General features: G+C 67.5%; 12 protein-coding genes. 8 read left to right on the top strand and 4 right to left on the bottom strand.

Going from position 1 to position 16,007, the window contains the following annotated elements; all coding sequences use genetic code 11:
- Positions 1-34 precede the first annotated feature (34 nt).
- From gtdA to ABQJ54_RS14530, 4 genes are all read left to right on the top strand, one after another.
- A complete protein-coding gene (gtdA, locus tag ABQJ54_RS14545; RefSeq protein WP_367855036.1) occupies positions 35-1,093 on the top strand; it encodes a gentisate 1,2-dioxygenase in 1,059 nt (352 codons plus the stop codon).
- Positions 1,094-1,162: 69 nt separating this feature from the next.
- Positions 1,163-1,861, top strand: coding sequence for a fumarylacetoacetate hydrolase family protein (locus tag ABQJ54_RS14540; RefSeq protein ID WP_367855035.1), 699 nt, complete (start codon positions 1,163-1,165; stop codon positions 1,859-1,861).
- Between the two features lie 16 nt (positions 1,862-1,877).
- A complete protein-coding gene (gene maiA, locus ABQJ54_RS14535; RefSeq protein WP_367855034.1) occupies positions 1,878-2,522 on the top strand; it encodes a maleylacetoacetate isomerase in 645 nt (214 codons plus the stop codon).
- A 43-nt stretch (positions 2,523-2,565) separates the two neighbouring features.
- A complete protein-coding gene (locus ABQJ54_RS14530) occupies positions 2,566-3,813 on the top strand; it encodes a flavin-dependent oxidoreductase (protein ID WP_367855033.1) in 1,248 nt (415 codons plus the stop codon).
- Positions 3,814-3,963: 150 nt separating this feature from the next.
- On the opposite strand, the gene ABQJ54_RS14525 is transcribed toward ABQJ54_RS14530, so the two are convergent.
- Positions 3,964-5,907 carry a CocE/NonD family hydrolase gene (locus tag ABQJ54_RS14525; RefSeq protein ID WP_367855032.1) on the bottom strand — a complete coding sequence of 648 codons (1,944 nt, stop codon included), beginning with the start codon at positions 5,905-5,907 and terminating at the stop codon, positions 3,964-3,966.
- A 192-nt stretch (positions 5,908-6,099) separates the two neighbouring features.
- On the opposite strand from ABQJ54_RS14525, the gene ABQJ54_RS14520 reads away from it, so the two are divergent.
- Positions 6,100-7,917 carry a peptide-N4-asparagine amidase gene (locus ABQJ54_RS14520; RefSeq protein WP_367855031.1) on the top strand — a complete coding sequence of 606 codons (1,818 nt, stop codon included), beginning with the start codon at positions 6,100-6,102 and terminating at the stop codon, positions 7,915-7,917.
- Positions 7,918-7,933: 16 nt separating this feature from the next.
- Here ABQJ54_RS14520 and ABQJ54_RS14515 read toward each other — a convergent pair whose 3' ends face one another.
- The gene (locus ABQJ54_RS14515) at positions 7,934-8,314 is read right to left on the bottom strand and encodes a YidH family protein (RefSeq protein WP_367855030.1); all 381 of its coding nucleotides are present in this window, start codon (positions 8,312-8,314) and stop codon (positions 7,934-7,936) included.
- Positions 8,315-8,471: 157 nt separating this feature from the next.
- Here ABQJ54_RS14515 and ABQJ54_RS14510 point away from each other — a divergent pair, with 157 nt between their 5' ends.
- On the top strand, positions 8,472-9,776 hold the full coding sequence (locus ABQJ54_RS14510; RefSeq protein WP_367855029.1) for a M24 family metallopeptidase: 1,305 nt from the start codon (positions 8,472-8,474) through the stop codon (positions 9,774-9,776).
- Positions 9,777-9,836: 60 nt separating this feature from the next.
- Here ABQJ54_RS14510 and ABQJ54_RS14505 read toward each other — a convergent pair whose 3' ends face one another.
- Entirely contained in the window at positions 9,837-10,643 is an 807-nt protein-coding gene (locus tag ABQJ54_RS14505; RefSeq protein WP_367855028.1) for a hypothetical protein, read from the bottom strand.
- 303 nt (positions 10,644-10,946) lie between these two features.
- On the opposite strand from ABQJ54_RS14505, the gene ABQJ54_RS14500 reads away from it, so the two are divergent.
- Both ABQJ54_RS14500 and ABQJ54_RS14495 read left to right on the top strand, forming a co-directional pair.
- Positions 10,947-12,806, top strand: coding sequence for a peptide-N4-asparagine amidase (locus ABQJ54_RS14500; RefSeq protein ID WP_367855027.1), 1,860 nt, complete (start codon positions 10,947-10,949; stop codon positions 12,804-12,806).
- 95 nt (positions 12,807-12,901) lie between these two features.
- Complete coding sequence (locus tag ABQJ54_RS14495; protein WP_367855026.1) at positions 12,902-13,564, top strand: MarC family protein; 663 nt, start codon at positions 12,902-12,904, stop codon at positions 13,562-13,564.
- 170 nt (positions 13,565-13,734) lie between these two features.
- Here ABQJ54_RS14495 and ABQJ54_RS14490 read toward each other — a convergent pair whose 3' ends face one another.
- The gene (locus ABQJ54_RS14490) at positions 13,735-15,996 is read right to left on the bottom strand and encodes a beta-glucosidase (protein WP_367855024.1); all 2,262 of its coding nucleotides are present in this window, start codon (positions 15,994-15,996) and stop codon (positions 13,735-13,737) included.
- Between the last annotated feature and the right edge of the window lie 11 nt (positions 15,997-16,007).

The following is a 16,007-nucleotide window of genomic DNA, read 5'->3' as shown; positions in this document are numbered from 1 at the left end:
CGCTTGCAGGGGCATGGTTTCCAGGTGATTCGAAATGGCAACGACGAGCACTGAGGCAACGGGTCTGCGCAGCGCCTTCTATCAGGAGCTGAAGCAGCTGCACATGTCCCCGCTGTGGGAGTCGTTGAGCGTACTGGTGCCGCACGCACCCAACGGGCCCTGCGTCCCGGCGCTGTGGAAATGGAGTGATGTCCTTCCCTTCATCAAGCGCGCGGGCGAACTGATCACGGCGGAAGAGGCCGTGCGTCGCGTGTTGATCCTGGAGAATCCGGCGTTGCCGGGGCAGTCGAGCGTGACGCAATCGCTGTACGCGGGACTGCAGCTGATCCTGCCGGGCGAGGTCGCGCCGGCGCACCGGCACGTGCAGTCGGCCCTGCGCTTCATCGTCCACGGCAGCGGTGCGTACACGGCGGTCGACGGCGAGCGCACCACGATGTCGCCCGGTGATTTCATCATCACGCCGAGCTGGACCTGGCACGACCACGGCAACCCGGGCATCGAAGGAGAGGCCGAGCCGGTGGTCTGGCTGGACGGGCTGGATATCCCGATCGTGCGTTTCTTCGACGCCGGTTTCGAAGAGAAGGCCACGGCGAAATCGCAGGCGGTCAGCCGGCCGGAAGGCAACGCACTGGCGCGCTACGGCCACAATCTGCTTCCCGTCGACTACGAGCCGACGTCCAGGACGTCGCCGATCTTCAGCTATCCCTATGAGCGCTCGCGCGAGGTGCTGGACAGGCTTTATCGCGATGGCGAGCTGGATGACTGGCACGGGGTCAAGCTGCGTTACGTCAATCCGGCGACCGGCGGCTGGCCGATGCCGACCATGGCGACCTTCATCCAGTACCTGCCGCGAGGATTCGCGAGCAAGCCGTTCCGTACCACGGATGGCGCGGTGTACTCGGTGGTCGAGGGCAGCGGGCGCGCGATCGTCGATGGCATCGCGTTCGAGTTCGGCCCCAGGGACCACTTCGTCGTGCCGTCATGGCAGACCTTTACGCTGCAGGCGGACGAGGACACGGTTCTTTTCAGTTTCTCCGACCGTCCGGTGCAGGCCGCGCTGGGCATTCTGCGCGAGGAAAAAATCGCTGTTTAGGGCAGGGCGGATGGCGTCACCTCCCCTTGGAACCGGCATGTCACGCACCAGGCAAACGGAACATCTCACATGAAGCTTGCTCTTCCAGCGGCGCCGACCGTGGCAGTACCTGTCGCGGGAACCGATCTTTCATTCCCCGTGCGGCGTATCTACTGCGTGGGCCGGAACTATGCCGCCCACGCACGCGAGATGGGTTTCGACCCTGATCGCGAGCCGCCTTTTTTCTTCTGCAAGCCGACCGATGCGGTCGTCTACGTCGCGCCGGGCGCAATCGGTGAATTTCCGTACCCGAGCGAGACGGGCAACTGCCACTACGAGATGGAACTGGTCGCCGCGATCGGCAAGGGCGGCCGCGATTTTTCCGCGGACGACGCGCTGGAACATGTCTACGGCTATGCGCTCGGCCTGGACATGACGCGCCGCGACCTGCAGATGAAGATGCGCGAGATGGGGCGGCCCTGGGACATCGGCAAGGCCTTCGATCATTCGGCGCCCATCGGCCCGATCCATCGTGCCGCCGATGTGGGTCACCCGGCCAAGGGCGCGATCTGGCTCGAGGTCAATGGCGCGACCAGGCAGAAGGCCGATCTGGCGGACCTGATCTGGTCGGTGGGCGAAACCGTGGCATACCTGTCGAAGTTCTTCGAACTCGCCCCGGGCGACCTGATCTACACCGGCACGCCCGAAGGCGTCGGCGCCGTGGTCAAGGGCGACCGGATCCGCGGCGGCATCGAGTCCCTGGGCGAATTCGAAGTCGTTGTCGTCTGAGCGGGGCGGCGTGCGCATGAAGCTCTACAACTACTTCCGAAGCTCCGCCTCGTATCGCGTGCGGATCGCGCTTAACCTCAAGGGCCTGGCCTACGACTATGTCTCCGTGCACCTGACGCGGGAGGGCGGGGAGCAGTTCGCCGCAGGTTATCGGGGCATGGCGCCCGAGGCGCTCGTTCCGGTGCTGGAGGATGGCACGGTCACCGTGCACCAGTCGCTGGCGATCATCGAGTATCTCGACGAGATTTATCCTTCGCCGCCCTTGCTGCCGTCCGATGCGGCGGCCCGGGCCGCCGTGCGCGCGATGGCGATGGATATCGCCTGCGACCTGCACCCGCTGGGCAACCTGCGCGTACTGAAGCATCTGGCCGGCACCTATGGCTTGAAGAAGGAGGACACCGACGCCTGGTACCGGCATTGGGTGGGCCTTGGATTCGGTGCCCTCGAAAACCGCCTGGCGTCCAGCCCGGCGCGCGGCCGGTTCTGTCATGGCGATGCACCATCCATGGCCGACATCGCGCTGGTGCCGCAGGTCTTCAATGCCAGGCGCTTCGGTACCGACATGAAGCTTTACCCGGTCATCAGCGCGATCGCCGATCGTTGCGATGAGCTGGATGCCTTTGCCGAGGCTGCGCCCGCGCGGCAGGTCGACGCCGAATAAGCGGGCGTCGTCTCCTCCATCTTCACGAGTGAGTACCCCTTCCATGAGCAAGGCATGTGATGTCCTGATCGTCGGCGCCGGCATCGCCGGCCTGACATTGGCACTCGAACTGCACGCGGCGGGCATCACCTGCCAGGTTTACGAGGCCGCGCCCGAACTCAAGCCGCTCGGTGTCGGCATCAACGTGCTTCCGCATGCGGTGTGCGTGCTCGATCGCCTGGGTTTGCGCGACCGCCTCGCCGCGGTCGCGGTGACCACCAAGGAATCGGCCTACTTCAACCATCACGGGCAGCTCATCTATCGCGAGCCGGCGGGCGTGGCCGCCGGCTATGCCTGGCCGCAGTTTTCCATCCACCGTGGCGATCTGCACGAGGTGTTGCTGCAGGCGGTGCGCGAGCGCCTGGGTACGGATGCCGTCGTGACCGACCGGCGCTGCACGGACGCGCGCAACGAGGGCGACCTGGCATCGACGCGTTTTGTCGACAGCGCTGGGGCGCCGCATGACGTGACGGCATCGGTGGTGGTGGCCTGCGACGGCATCCACTCGGCGCTGCGCAAGCAGTTCTATCCCGACGAAGGCGCGCCGCGCTATTCCGGCAACAACATGTGGCGCGGCGCGGTGAAGTGGGCCCCTTTCCTGAGCGGCGCAACCATGGTGCGCGCGGGCTGGTTCACGGTAGGCAAGATGGTGATCTACCCCATCCGCGACGCCGTCGATGCCGACGGCAACCAGCTCGTCAACTGGGTCGCCGAGATTGCCCGGCCGCAGCCTGCACGCCGCGACTGGACCGGGCGGGGGCGCGTCGAGGACGTGCTGCCGACGTTCGCCGACTGGCGCTTCGACTGGCTGGATGTCGCCGGCCTGATCGAGTCGACGACCGAGATACTCGAGTACCCCATGGTTGACCAGGATCCTCTGCCGCGCTGGACCTTCGACCGGCTCACCCTGCTTGGCGACGCGGCGCATCCGATGGTGCCGCGCGGCTCGAACGGCGCGGGACAGGCGATTCTCGATGCGAGTTTCATCGCCGAACAGTTCAAGCAGCGGGGCGTGGGCCCCGAGGCGCTCGTGGCCTACGAGCAGGTGCGCCTGAAGGCAACCAGCGATGTCGTGCTGATGAATCGCAAGGCGCCGCCCGACAAGATCCTGCAAGTGGTCCACGAGCGGACGAACGGGGCACGTTTCGAGCGGATCGAAGATGTGGTCGGCAAGGATGAGCTGGCGGACATCGTGAATCAGTACAAGGCGGTGGCTGGCTATGCGCTGGATCAGCTCAACGTGGCGCGTTGAGGGGGCTTATCCCGCTATTCGATCCAAGAAATCGAAGGCGGCCGGGGTGGCTTTGCTTCAAAGCGGAAAAGCCCGGCCGGCGTCTTCCGCGGGTCGGGCTTTTCCTTGGTTCTGCAGGCTTTCGCGCTTGTGCTGGAATCCGGATCAGGATCAGTGGTTGCTTGTTGTCCCCGCCGCCACCGGCAGCAGCACGGCGCTGCGCCCATCGGCGCCGTGCTCGATCGTCACCGTGGCCTTCTGGTAATCGGAAGGCCTGGCGAACAGGATGTTGGGCACCCAGGTCTGCGGGTTGCGGTCGTAGAGCGGGAACAGGCTGGACTGGACCTGCACCATGATGCGGTGGCCTGGCTTGAACTCGTAGTTCACCGTCGGCAGGCGGAACTTGTATTCCTGCACCACGTTCGCCGGGATGGCCGACGGGTCGGCGAAGCTCTTGCGGTAGCGGCCGCGGAAGATGTCGAGCGACACCGGCAGCTCGTAGCCGCCCATCTGCGGGTTGGCGGGATCGGTGCCGGGGTAGACGTCGATCAGCTTGACCACGAAGTCGCCGTCGGTACCGGTGGTCCTGGCGAAGAGGTCGGCGATCGGTGCACCCTGGACGGTCACGGTACTGGTCAGCACCGGCGTGGTGTAGGACAGCACGTCGGGGCGATCCGCCACGAAGCGCTGGTCCGCGACCAGCCAGGTGCGCCAGCGGTCGTTCTTTTGCGGGATCGGGCGCGGCAGGTAGGGCACCGGCTTGGCCGGGTCGGAGACGTAGCTGTCGCCGCCGCCGGTCGGCTGCCCGAAGCCGAGGCCCATGTCCGCCTGCAGGTAGAGCGGGGTGAGCGATTGCTCGCTGGCCGGCTTCCAGTGGGCGAAGCTGTCCCAGCGCTGCTCGACCGGGTTGTAGATCATCGCCTCGGGCAGCGGCCTGGCCAGCGACGTGCCGCGCAGGTAGTGGTCGAACCAGGGGATGATCACCTGCTGGCGGAACTCGGCGGTGGTGTTGCCCGGCCACTTGAGTGGGCCCATGTTCCAGCCGTCGCGGTTGATCTGGCTATGCCACCACGGGCCGATCACCAGGTGGTTATTGGCGCCATGGCCGGCCTTGTCCAGCGCCTCCCAGGCATGCACGGCGCCGTAGATGTCTTCCTGGTCCCACAAGCCCTGCAGCCACATCGTGGGCACGTCGGAGGGATGCTGGGGGAGCAGCCTGTCCAATGCCTGCAGCTGCCAGAACGCGTCATAGGCGGGATGCGCCGCGAAGCGGTTCCACCACGGCAGCTGCTTGAAGCCATTGGCTTCGGCGTAGGCACCGGCCGAGCCGGCCTCGAGAAAATTGGTGTAGTCGTCGTAGTTCTCGCGCGGCACGCTTTCGCCCGTGCCCTTTTTCGTCGTCTGCTCGGTGAAGTAGTCGAGGTTCACCTGGCGCAGGGCGCCGTAGTGGTACCAGTCGTCGCCCATCCAGCCATCGATCATCGGGCTTTCCGGCGCCGCCACCTTCAGCGCGGGGTGCGGATGGAGCAGGGCCATGGCGACCGTCCAGCCGTCGTAGGACGAACCGATCATGCCGACCTTGCCGTTCGACTGCGGCACGTTCTTCACCAGCCAGGCTATGGTGTCCCAGGCGTCGGTGGTGTCGTCGGTGGTGGTCGGGTTGAGCGGCCCCACCGGCGGGCGCGTCATGATGTACTTACCTTCCGAGCCGTATTTGCCGCGCACGTCCTGCCACACCAGGATGTAGCCGTCGTTGGCCCAGTCCTTGTCGCCCGACCACACCGCATCGGCCATGTGCGGGCTGTTGTCGTTCATGAAGCCGCTGGCGTTGTACGGCGTGCGTTCGAGCAGCATCGGCCGGTCGTGCGCATGCTTCGGGATCACGATCACGGTGTGCAGCTTCACGCCGTCGCGCATCGGGATCATCACGTCCCGCTTGACGTAGTCGAAGCTGCCCTGCGGCGTCTGCCAGTTGGCCGGGATGTCCGAAGCGGTCTGGATCATGTCGGGCGTGACCTTCGCCGAATCCTGGCCTGCCGGCGCCGCCGCGAATGCGGCGGCTGACAGGAGGCAGGCTAGCGAAACGAGTGCCGGGCCCAGAGCGGCAGTCTTCATGCGGGGCTCCTCATGGTGTTGGTCGCTTTCGCAACCTACCACGGTTGCGCGCCGGGGCCGCGGAACCGTTTGGCCATCCATGCCATTGGTTGGGGCGTTCGCGCGGCGTCGTCTGGGCGAATTGCCCCCGCGTTTTTCGACTGCGTGTACCCTGAGCCGCCTTTCGGACCGGATACTGCAAAGAGGTGCTTCATGCGTGACATCGTGCGAATCGGCTGCGCCACGCTGCTGGCCGCGTTGGCGGCGCCGACCCTGGCGGCAGGGCAGGCGGGACCGGCCACGGCGGTGCACCAGGGCGATCGCGGTGCGGTGGTGGTCGAGCCCGCGCTGGCGCGTCCGCCGGTGACGCCCTGTGTCGTCAACCTGTTCGCAGGCATGCGTTTCGATGCGCACGGCGATCCCACCGCAATGAACGCGCAGCCGCATCCCTGGCACTACGCGCCTCCCGCGGCATGCCCCGGGCCATGGGCGAAAGTGGTGCTGGAGGCGGATTTCTCGGTCACCGCGGGGCGCCAGTACGACCGCACGGCGAGCTTGTGGCTGGATGGTGTCAACCTGTTCTTCGGTACCACCCAGGAGCCGGGCGCCGACGTGGCGCCGCACTGGCACATCGAGCGCGACCTGAGCGACTACGCCAGCCTGTTCCGCCACGCCGGCGAGGGGCAGGCCATCCTCAACAACTGGGTCGATCCCACGTATACCGGCGTGATCAGCGGCACCGCGCGGCTGGTGTTCTATCCGGCGGTGAAGGGCGCGGAGACACCGGCACCGGCCGACCGCGTCTACGGCCTGGTGGGCGATGCGCAGGGCGCCCCGGTGCCGGTGCAGGACGGCAAGGAAACACTTTCGCGTACGCTGTCGCTGCCGCGCAACGTGGAGCGTGCCTGGCTCGACGTGATCGCGCAGAGCCAGTCGACCGACGAGCAGTGGTACATGTGCATCGATGATGCCGACCTCGGCCGCAGCAGGAACTACGCGCTGGGACCGCCGGCCAGCGGCGATCCGCTGGGGCAGTGCGGCAACGGCAACTTCCGCGAAGTGGAAGTGAGCGTGGACGGCCAGCCGGCCGGGCGTGCGCCGGTCTACCCGTGGACTTACACCGGCGGCGTCGATCCGCACCTGTGGCGCCCCGTGCCGGACGTGCAGACGCTGGACTTCGTGCCTTACCGCATCGACCTCACGCCGTTCGCCGCGCTGCTGGACGATGGCCGTCCGCACACCGTGGCGGTGCGCGTGCTCGGTGCGCACCACTTCTTCAGCCTGGCGGCGAACCTGCTGGTGCAGCTCGACCACGGCCGCGAGGTGCTGGCGGGACGCCTGCTGCAGAACACCCTGGCCGACGGCCGCGCCCGGCTGGAGCCGCGCGTCGAGCGCACCTGGAACACCTCAGCGAAGGATGGCGTGGACGGCCGCGTCGATACCCTCCAGCAGGGCGACTATGTCATCGCCGGCGAGCTGGCCACGTCGCACGGCACCGTGCTGACCCGCGTGGCGCAGCAGTCCGGCTTCGCCAACCGGCAGCACTTCCTGCATCCGGATGCGACGACCTACCGGCAGGTCATCGACCTCGACACGCGCGTGGTCGATACCGTCACCCGCTCGGTGGGCGGGAAGGTCGACGTGCATCGGCGCAGCCTGCATTACCCCCTGCAGGTGGACGTGACCAAGCACATGAAGCCCGACGGCAGTTTCACCAGCGTCATCGGCATGCAGCAGGGCTACGCGAAGCGGCTGGACGACAAGCGCGACGGCAAGGCGGTGTCCTGGTCGACGCTGGACGATGCGCTGGACAGCCACGACACGGCCGACTTCAACGCCACCGGCACGTCCATCGCGAATCCGCGCGACCAGCATGGCCGGCATACCTACCGGTTCAGCGACTCGCTGGGCAGCTGCTACATGCTCGACGTGGCGACCCGCAGCGAAGCGGTGAGCTCGGTCGCTTCGGGCAAAGGCTGCCCGGGCGGTGCCAATCGCCTCGACTGGCGCTCGCGCCCGTATGGCATGTAGGTAGCCGGCGCGGAACCTAGTGCAGGTTGGTGAGCTGGTATCCCACGTACGCCACCAGGAACAGCGCCAGCGCGACCAGCAGCGCCGTCAGCACGCGCTCGACCGCGGCGCCGTGATAGGCGCTCTCGGTCTCCGCCCGGATCAGCCTGGCATTGCGGTAGAAGCTGCGCGTGGCGAGCAGGATCAGCACGGCACCGAGCAGGATCATGCCCAGGCCAAGCCATTCGGAGGCGCGCAGGTGCAGTCCGCTGTCCAGCACGGCGCCCCGTGTTGTGTAGACGAGGAACACGTCGAAGCGCTCGATCAGGAAGCCGAAGCCCATCAGCGACACCGCCGTGCGGATCCAGGCGAGGTAGGTGCGTTCGTTGGCGGACAGGTCGCTGAAGTGGGGGATCATGGAGAGGGGCCGCGCAAGAGGTGGAACCAGTCTAGCCCGCGCCTGCGCAAGCATGTTTCGGAGCCTGGCCGGAGTGCCGTTTGTCAGGCGGCCTGGAGCGTTGCGCAGCCGCTCGTTCGTGGGATGATCGGCTGGTTCCCCACCGAGAGAGAATCCCATGAATGATCGTGGCGATGTAATGCAGCCGGGCCGGCGCCGCTTCCTGCGAACCTCGGCGCTCGGTGCGGCGGCATTGCCAGTGGCGATGCTGGGCAACAGCGCGGCCGCGGCGGAAGCGGGTGCGGGCAGCATCAAGCTGCCGGCTTCCATTCTTGCGTTGCAACCGGTGAAGTCGCAGATCGTGCCGATCACGGACGACGAGCGTCGCCGCCGGCTGGCCAGGGCGCAGGAGCTGATGGGCAAGTCCGGGATGGACGCCATCTACCTGGACGGCGGCACCACGCTCGACTACTACACCGGCATGCGCTGGTGGACCAGCGAGCGCCTGATGGGCATGCTGCTGCCGCGCTCGGGCGATCCGGTGTACATCACGCCCGCGTTCGAGCGCAGCCGCGCGCTGGAGCAGATCCGCTTCGGCCACGACGTGCGCACCTGGCAGGAGAACGAGAGCCCCTACGCGCTGATCGCGCAGGTGATGCGCGAGAAGCGTGCCGGCACCGGCACGCTGGGCATCGAGGAAAAGGTGCCGTTCTTCCGCTCCACCGGCATTGCCGAGGCGATGCCGCAGGCGAAGCTGGTACTGGCGACGCCGGTCACCGCCGGCTGCCGTTCGATCAAGAGCCCGGCGGAACTCGCGCTGATGCAGGTGGCGAACAATGCCACGCTGGCCTTGTACAAGGCGGTCTGGCAGGGGCTGGAACCCGGCATGACCCAGCAGCACATCGCGGCGTGGGTGGAGGCCGGCTACACGCGCATGGGCTTGCGCGGCGACGCCAGCATCAACGTCGGCACCTACACCGCACTGCCGCACGGTTCGCGCGAACCGCAGGTGATCCGCGAAGGCACGCCGGTGATGCTGGACGACGGTTGCTACGTGGAAGGCTACATGAGCGACATTACCCGCACCTTCACGCTGGGCAAGGCCAGCGACAAGATGAAGCGGGTGTTCGACATCGTGCGCAAGGCGCAGCAGGCCGCGCTCGCGGCCGCGCATCCGGGCGCGGCGATGGAGTCGGTGGACGCCGCCGCGCGCAAGGTGATCGCGGATGCCGACTACGGCCCGGGCTACAAGTATTTCTCGCATCGTCTCGGCCACGGCATCGGCATGGACATGCACGAGTGGTACTACCTCGTCGAGGGCAACACGCGGAAGATCGAAGCCGGCATGACCTTCAGCGACGAACCCGGCATCTATATCCCGGGCGAGTTCGGCGTGCGGCTGGAGGACGACATGCATGTCGGCGCCGACGGCGCGCGCTGGTTCACGCCGCAGAGCCCGTCGATCGAGCGGCCGTTCGGGTAGGCGCGAGAGCCTGCATCTTGCCGGTTGGCTGATGCCTCGTTTTCCCGCCTGGTGACGAAGTCAGGTGTTCCAGACGGGCCGCCCACGGGCGAACCACGGCACGTTCCGGTAGGTGTCAGCCACCAGCCAGACACTGGCGGTGATCAGGAAGGAAATGATGAGGGCGGTGGTTGCCGTGCGGCCGGTGTAAAGATCGGGCGCCCAGTAAGCGACGGTGATGGCACCCAGCATGGCGGCTTCCACGGCCGCGGCAAGCCGCGGCCAGACACCGAACAGCAAGGCCAGGCATGTCGCGATGCTGCCCACACCGGTGAGGCAGGCCCAACCCATCGGCGAAGGCCACCATTGCAGCCACGGTTGCATGACGCGGTTGCCGGCGTTCACCGCGTCCACGATGACTTCCACGCCGATCATGGGAAGTGCGACGACAAGCAGCCAGCGTGCGGCGCGGATGCCGCCGGGTCCGGCAGCGAACCCGAGACGTCGCGTCCCGCCGATGCCGGAATGCCCGGCAAACAGGCACCATGCCCCTGCGGTGATGATGGCGATTTCGCCAAAACTGCCCCAGTTGCCGACGTCCTGCGGGGCAAGCGCCACGCCGGGAACTTCCAGCAATACCAGCCAGAGCGCCATGTATGGAAACAGCACGCGGCAGGTCGACGGCAGCGTGCGCTTCAGCAAGAGACCGATGCCAAGCGCCAGTTCGATGAGGGCGCAGGCATAGGCGATGGTGGTACGCGCCGGCAGGTAGTGGACGGGGATCTGCTGCCAGGCGAGGGCAAGGTCGCCATTGACGAGGCCCGTCACGCCCAGGGCGATCATGGCGGCGGCAAACAACAGACGGCTGAGCTGCAGCGTCGTATTCATGTTGTCACCCTCCAGTCGGTGACGTGTGGGTGGGCGATCCACTGCCGTGACGCGGTACTGTATTGGAGCTGCCCGGCGGCTTCCGCGCGGTTCGGGCGCCAAGAGCATACGCTTTGGCAGGCGTCTTGATTCGCGATGCAAAGGACGCGCGAAGCAGGGCGGGACAACCAGGCAGGTGTGGCGTCGCGACGGCGTACCAGTCGGCGGTGGACGGGCTGGTGCCTCCAGCCCGCTGTCCGGTCGGCGCGATGAGCCGCGCGAAAGCGGACAATCCAGGATCAGAGGACATCGACGGTGGTGAGCATGAAGAAGGCTGGGGCGCGGCAATGGCTGCCGGGGTGTGCCGCGTTGCTGGCGACGTGCGCGGCTTCGGCGGCAGGCCGGCACGCGGTTGCCGCGGCGCGGTTCGACATCGGTTCGCGTGTGGTGTCCACGGTCGAGCCGCCGGTGTCGCGGCCGGCAGGCACGCCATGCATGGTGACGCTGTTCAGGCACGAGGCGTTCGACGATCAGGGTGACGGCTCGTCGATGGCCGCGCGCCCGCACCGCTTCGACTTCGCTCCGCCCAAGGGCTGTGCGGGCGGCTGGAGCAAGGTGGTGCTGGAGGCGGATTTCTCCGTGCCGGCCGGCCGCCAGTTCGATCGCACCGTGGCGCTCTGGCTCGGCGGGGTGAATCTCTATTTCGGCACCACCATCGAGCCCGAACCGGAGGTGGCCCAGCATTGGCATGTGGAGCGCGACCTCAGCGACTACGCCGCGCTGTTCCGGCAGGCGCAGGCGGGGCAGATGATCCTCAACAACTGGGTGAGCCCCACCACCAACCAGCCGATCTATGTGGACGTGCGCCTGGCGTTCTACCCGGCGGGCGCCGGGCAGCAGGCCATGGCGGCGGCCGATCGCGTCTATCCGCTCAGCAGCGATCCGCGCGGCGAGCAGGCGGCGCTGGAGCATCCGGATGACAGCCTGTCGCGCCGGATCACCTTCCCGCGCAACGTCGAGCGTGCCTATCTGGACGTCGTCGCACAGAGCCAGGCGCACGACGAGCGCTGGTACACCTGCGTCGACAAGGCCTACCTGGAGAAGACGCGCGATTACTCGCTGGAGTCGTTCGAGGCCTGCGACGGCGGCAGCTTCCGTGGCGTGGAAGTGCTGGTGGACGGCAAGCCGGCCGGGCTGGCGCCGGTCTACCCGTGGATCTTCACCGGCGGCGTGGCGCCGCACCTGTGGCTGCCGACGCCGGCCATCCAGACGACGGATTTCATCCCGTCGCGGGTGGACCTGACGCCGTTCGCCGGCCTGTTCGACGACGGCAAGCCGCACACGGTGGCCGTGCGCGTGCCGGGCGCCGACCACTTCTTCAACGTCGCGGCGAACCTGCTGGTCTACCAGGATCCGCGCGCCAGCCAATTGAGCGGCGAGCTCACGCAGGACACGCTGGCCGTGCGGCAGCCGGCCGGGCTCGTCGTGCGCGACACGCTGCATGCCGATGCCGCTGGCCGCATCGTGGGCACGATAACCACCGACCAGACGCAATCCGGGGTGATCGCCGGTCGCCTGCATACTCCGCACGGCACCCTCGACACCACCGTGCGCTACGACAGCAGCTTCCACAACCACCAGACCTTCGAGCGGCCGGGTGAGAAGCGTTACGACGAGACCATCGACCAGCTGGGCTCGATGTCGCTGACGGTGGAGCGCACGCTGGACGGCCGTCGTCTGGACGGCTACACGGTGGAGCAGCGCGACCCGCTCTTTCTCTCCTCGCGCAAGACCATGGTGACCAAGGGGCAGGACTTCACCGCCGAGGTGGCGATGAAGCAGGGCCACCGCATCGAGACCCGGCGCACCGATGCACGGGGTGCGGCCTACCACGCCGTGCTGGACGAGAACCTCGCCACCCGCGACCACGCCGACGGCAAGACCATTCCCGACCCGCTCGACCGCAGCAGCTTCGCCTACGACGAAGCGGGCAGCGAACAGGCGAGCTTCACCGACTCGCTGGGCAGCTGCTACCGCAGCGCCATCCAGTCGCGCGACGAACGCCTGACGGCGGCGAGCGAGGGAACCGGATGCCCTGGCAACGCCAACCGTCTGGACAGCCGTTCGCGTCCCGATCATCCGTGGCTGATGCCGCTGGATCAGGCGTTGGCGAAGCGGAAGTAGGGAGCGCGACGGCCGCCGGAAGGCCGGGTGCGGCACGTATGATGGACGGGTGCGTGCGATGCGCGCAGCCCGTCTTCCGGAAAGGGTCGTGGGACATGGCAGCCGAACTGCAAAGCTTCATCCATCTGCTCTTCGTCGGCGTGGTCGCGCTGTTCCCGGTGGTCAACCCGATCGGCACGGCCTTCGTGGTGATGCCGTATTTCGCGCACCTGGACGAGGCCGGCAAGAAGCAGGCGGTGCGCAAGATCACGTTGTACGCATTCTGCGTCTGCACGGTGACGCTGATCGCCGGCGAATGGATACTGAAACTGTTCGGGCTGTCGATCCCGGTGGTGCAGCTGGCCGGCGGCATCATGATCTGCAAGATGGGCTGGGATTTCCTCTCGTCCGACAAGGATGCGAGCGCCGACAGCAGCGGCGACGTGGCCGCAGCCAGGCCACGCGGCATCGACGACCAGCTGTTCTACCCGCTGACCTTCCCGCTGACGACGGGGGCGGGGACGATCTCGGTGCTGCTGACCCTGAGCGCGCACGGCGCGGATGCCAGCCTGCGCCAGACGCTGTTCAACATGGGGGCGATCCTGCTGGCGATCGTGCTGATGTGCGTGCTGGTGTACGTGTTCTTCCTCAACACCCAGCGCATCGAGCGCTACCTGGGCTCGCAGGGCGAGCGCATCTTCAATCGCCTGATCGCCTTCTTCATTTTCTGCGTGGGCCTGCAGATCGCCGTCACGGGCGCCAAGGCGCTGTTCGCCTGAGCCGGCGCGCTGGCGCAGCCCCGGGACCCCGGCGGCGATCCAGCCTGATGGTGATGCAGGATGCGCGTGTCAGTGTTCCATCCGCACCGCGGCATGGTCGCCGCCGCACGAAGCATGCAGGCTGCATCGGTTGTGGCGATCTCTTGCCCCTGCGAGCAAGGGATTGCGGGTCAGCCGCCTGTCATGCAGGGCTGCGCTACGCCGGCAGGCGACGCATCCGCGCCCCAGCTGGCCGCGGCCAGCGTCACCTTGCCTTCGCCCTGGAAGGACGTCGCCGAGTGGCCCAGTTGCAGCTGGTAGTCGCCGGCGGGCTGCTGCCAGTGCCGGCCCTGGCCGTCGAAGTTCGCCAGCAGGCGCGGGTCGGCGGTCGCCACCAGGTGGGCGGACTGGCCGGGCTTCAGGTTGACGCGGCACCAGCCGGCCAGCCGCCGCACTTCGCCCGAGCCGGGCAGGGTCACGTAGAGCTGCGGCACATCCACGCCTGCGCGCGAGCCGCGGTTGCTGACGGTGAACGAGGCCGTGACGCGGCCATGCTCGACGCGCGGCTTGAAGTCGCTGTACTCGAAGTGCGTGTAGGTCAGGCCGTAGCCGAACGGGAACAGCGGTTCGAGATGCTTGCGCTGGTACCAGCGGTAACCCACGTTGGCGCCTTCGACGTTGTAGTCCACGTCCTGTGCCGGCTGGCCTTGCGGCGGCATGCCGATGGAAGCCAGGCCGGCGCCGGGGATGGTCGGGCGCGGCAGCTGCGATTCGTCGCGCGGCCAGGTCACCGGCAGGCGGCCGGAGGGATCGACCTCGCCATACAGCAGCCGTGCGATCGCTTCGCCGCCGGCTGCGCCGGGGTACCACGCTTCCAGTACCGCGCCCACCTGATCGAGCCACGGCATCGCCACTGGGCCGTTGTTCTCCAGCACGACGATGGTGTGCGGGTTCGCCTTGGCCACGGCCTCCACCAGCGCGTCCTGGTTGCCCGGCAGGGCGAGGTGCGGCACATCGAAACTTTCCGCCGCCCACTGCTCGACGAACACCACCGCGACCTTGGCCCGCGCGGCCAGCTTCGCGGCGGCGGCGATATCGTCGCCGCTGGCGTAATCCACCTTGCCATGTGCGCGCCGTTCGATCGCCGCCAGCGGTGCCGAGGGCTGGTACAGGCGCGGGCCCGGCCAATCCGTGGGCGCAAGGCCGGGCACCGCATTGCCCTGCGGCGACTGCACCGCCGAGGAGCCGCCGCCGGTCAGCACGCCCTTGTCGGCATGGCCGCCGATCACCGCCACGGACTGCGCGGCGGACAGCGGCAGCAGCGCATCCCGGTTGCGCAGCAGCACCGCGCCGGCCTCTTCCGTACGCTGCGCCACCTTGCGGTCGGCATCGAAGTCGATGGGCGCCGGTTTGGCGGGATGATCGATCACGCCGGCCGCGAACAGGCTGCGCAGGATGCGCCGCGCCATGTCGTCGATGCGCGACTGCGGCACCTCGCCGGAAGCCACCGCGGCACGCAGCGGCTGGTCGAAGTACACCTCCTTGTCGAAGGTCTCGCCGGCGGACTCCTGGTCCAGCCCGGCCAGCGCGGCCTTCGCGGCGCTGTGCACGGCGCCCCAGTCCGACATCACGAAGCCGGGGTAATGCCAGTCGTGCTTCAGCACCTGGTTGAGCAGCCAGTCGTCCTCGCAGGCATACACCGCATTGATGCGGTTGTAGGAGCACATCACCGAACCGGGCTTGCCCGTGGCGATGGCGATCTCGAAGGCAAGCAGGTCCGATTCGCGCGCCGCGGCGCGGTCGATATTTGCGCTGAGCGTGTTGCGGTCGGTCTCCAGGTCGTTGAGCGCGTAGTGCTTGATGGTGGAAACGAGGTGCTGGCTCTGGATGCCCGCGATGGCGTTGCCGGCGATCAGGCCGGCCAGCAGCGGGTCCTCGCCCGCGTATTCGAAATTGCGACCGTTGCGCGGATCGCGCACCAGGTCCACGCCACCGGCCAGCATCACGTTGAAGCCGCGGCGATGCGCTTCACCGCCGATCATCGCGCCGCCGGCGAAAGCCACCGCCGGATCGAAACTGGCCGCGGTCGCCAGGCCCGAAGGCAGTGCGGTGGCGCCGAGCTTGAGCGGCTTCGCCACGCCCAGGCCGGCATCGCTTTCCTGGATGGCCGGCAGGCCCAGCCGCGCCAGCGCCGGCTGGTAGCCGGCCGAACCCAGCGCGCCCGGCGACATGGTATGGCCGTTCTGGTTGTCGCCGAACTCGGTGCGGATCAGATGGAATTTTTCGTCCTGCGTCATCGCCTTCAGCACCAGCTCGGCACGCTGGTCGGGCGACAGCCTGGGATTCATCCACGGGCGCGCATCGCTGCCTTGGGTGGCCGCCGCGCATGTTCCGCCGAATGCCAGCAGCGCCATGCCGATGCAGGAAGCAACGCGAGTCTTGCGGTGTGCCATGACATCCCCAT

Source organism: Rhodanobacter lycopersici (assembly GCF_040812335.1).
GTDB classification, from domain to species: Bacteria; Pseudomonadota; Gammaproteobacteria; order Xanthomonadales; family Rhodanobacteraceae; genus Rhodanobacter_A; species Rhodanobacter_A lycopersici.
This window is presented reverse-complemented; position numbering and strand designations above follow the sequence as displayed.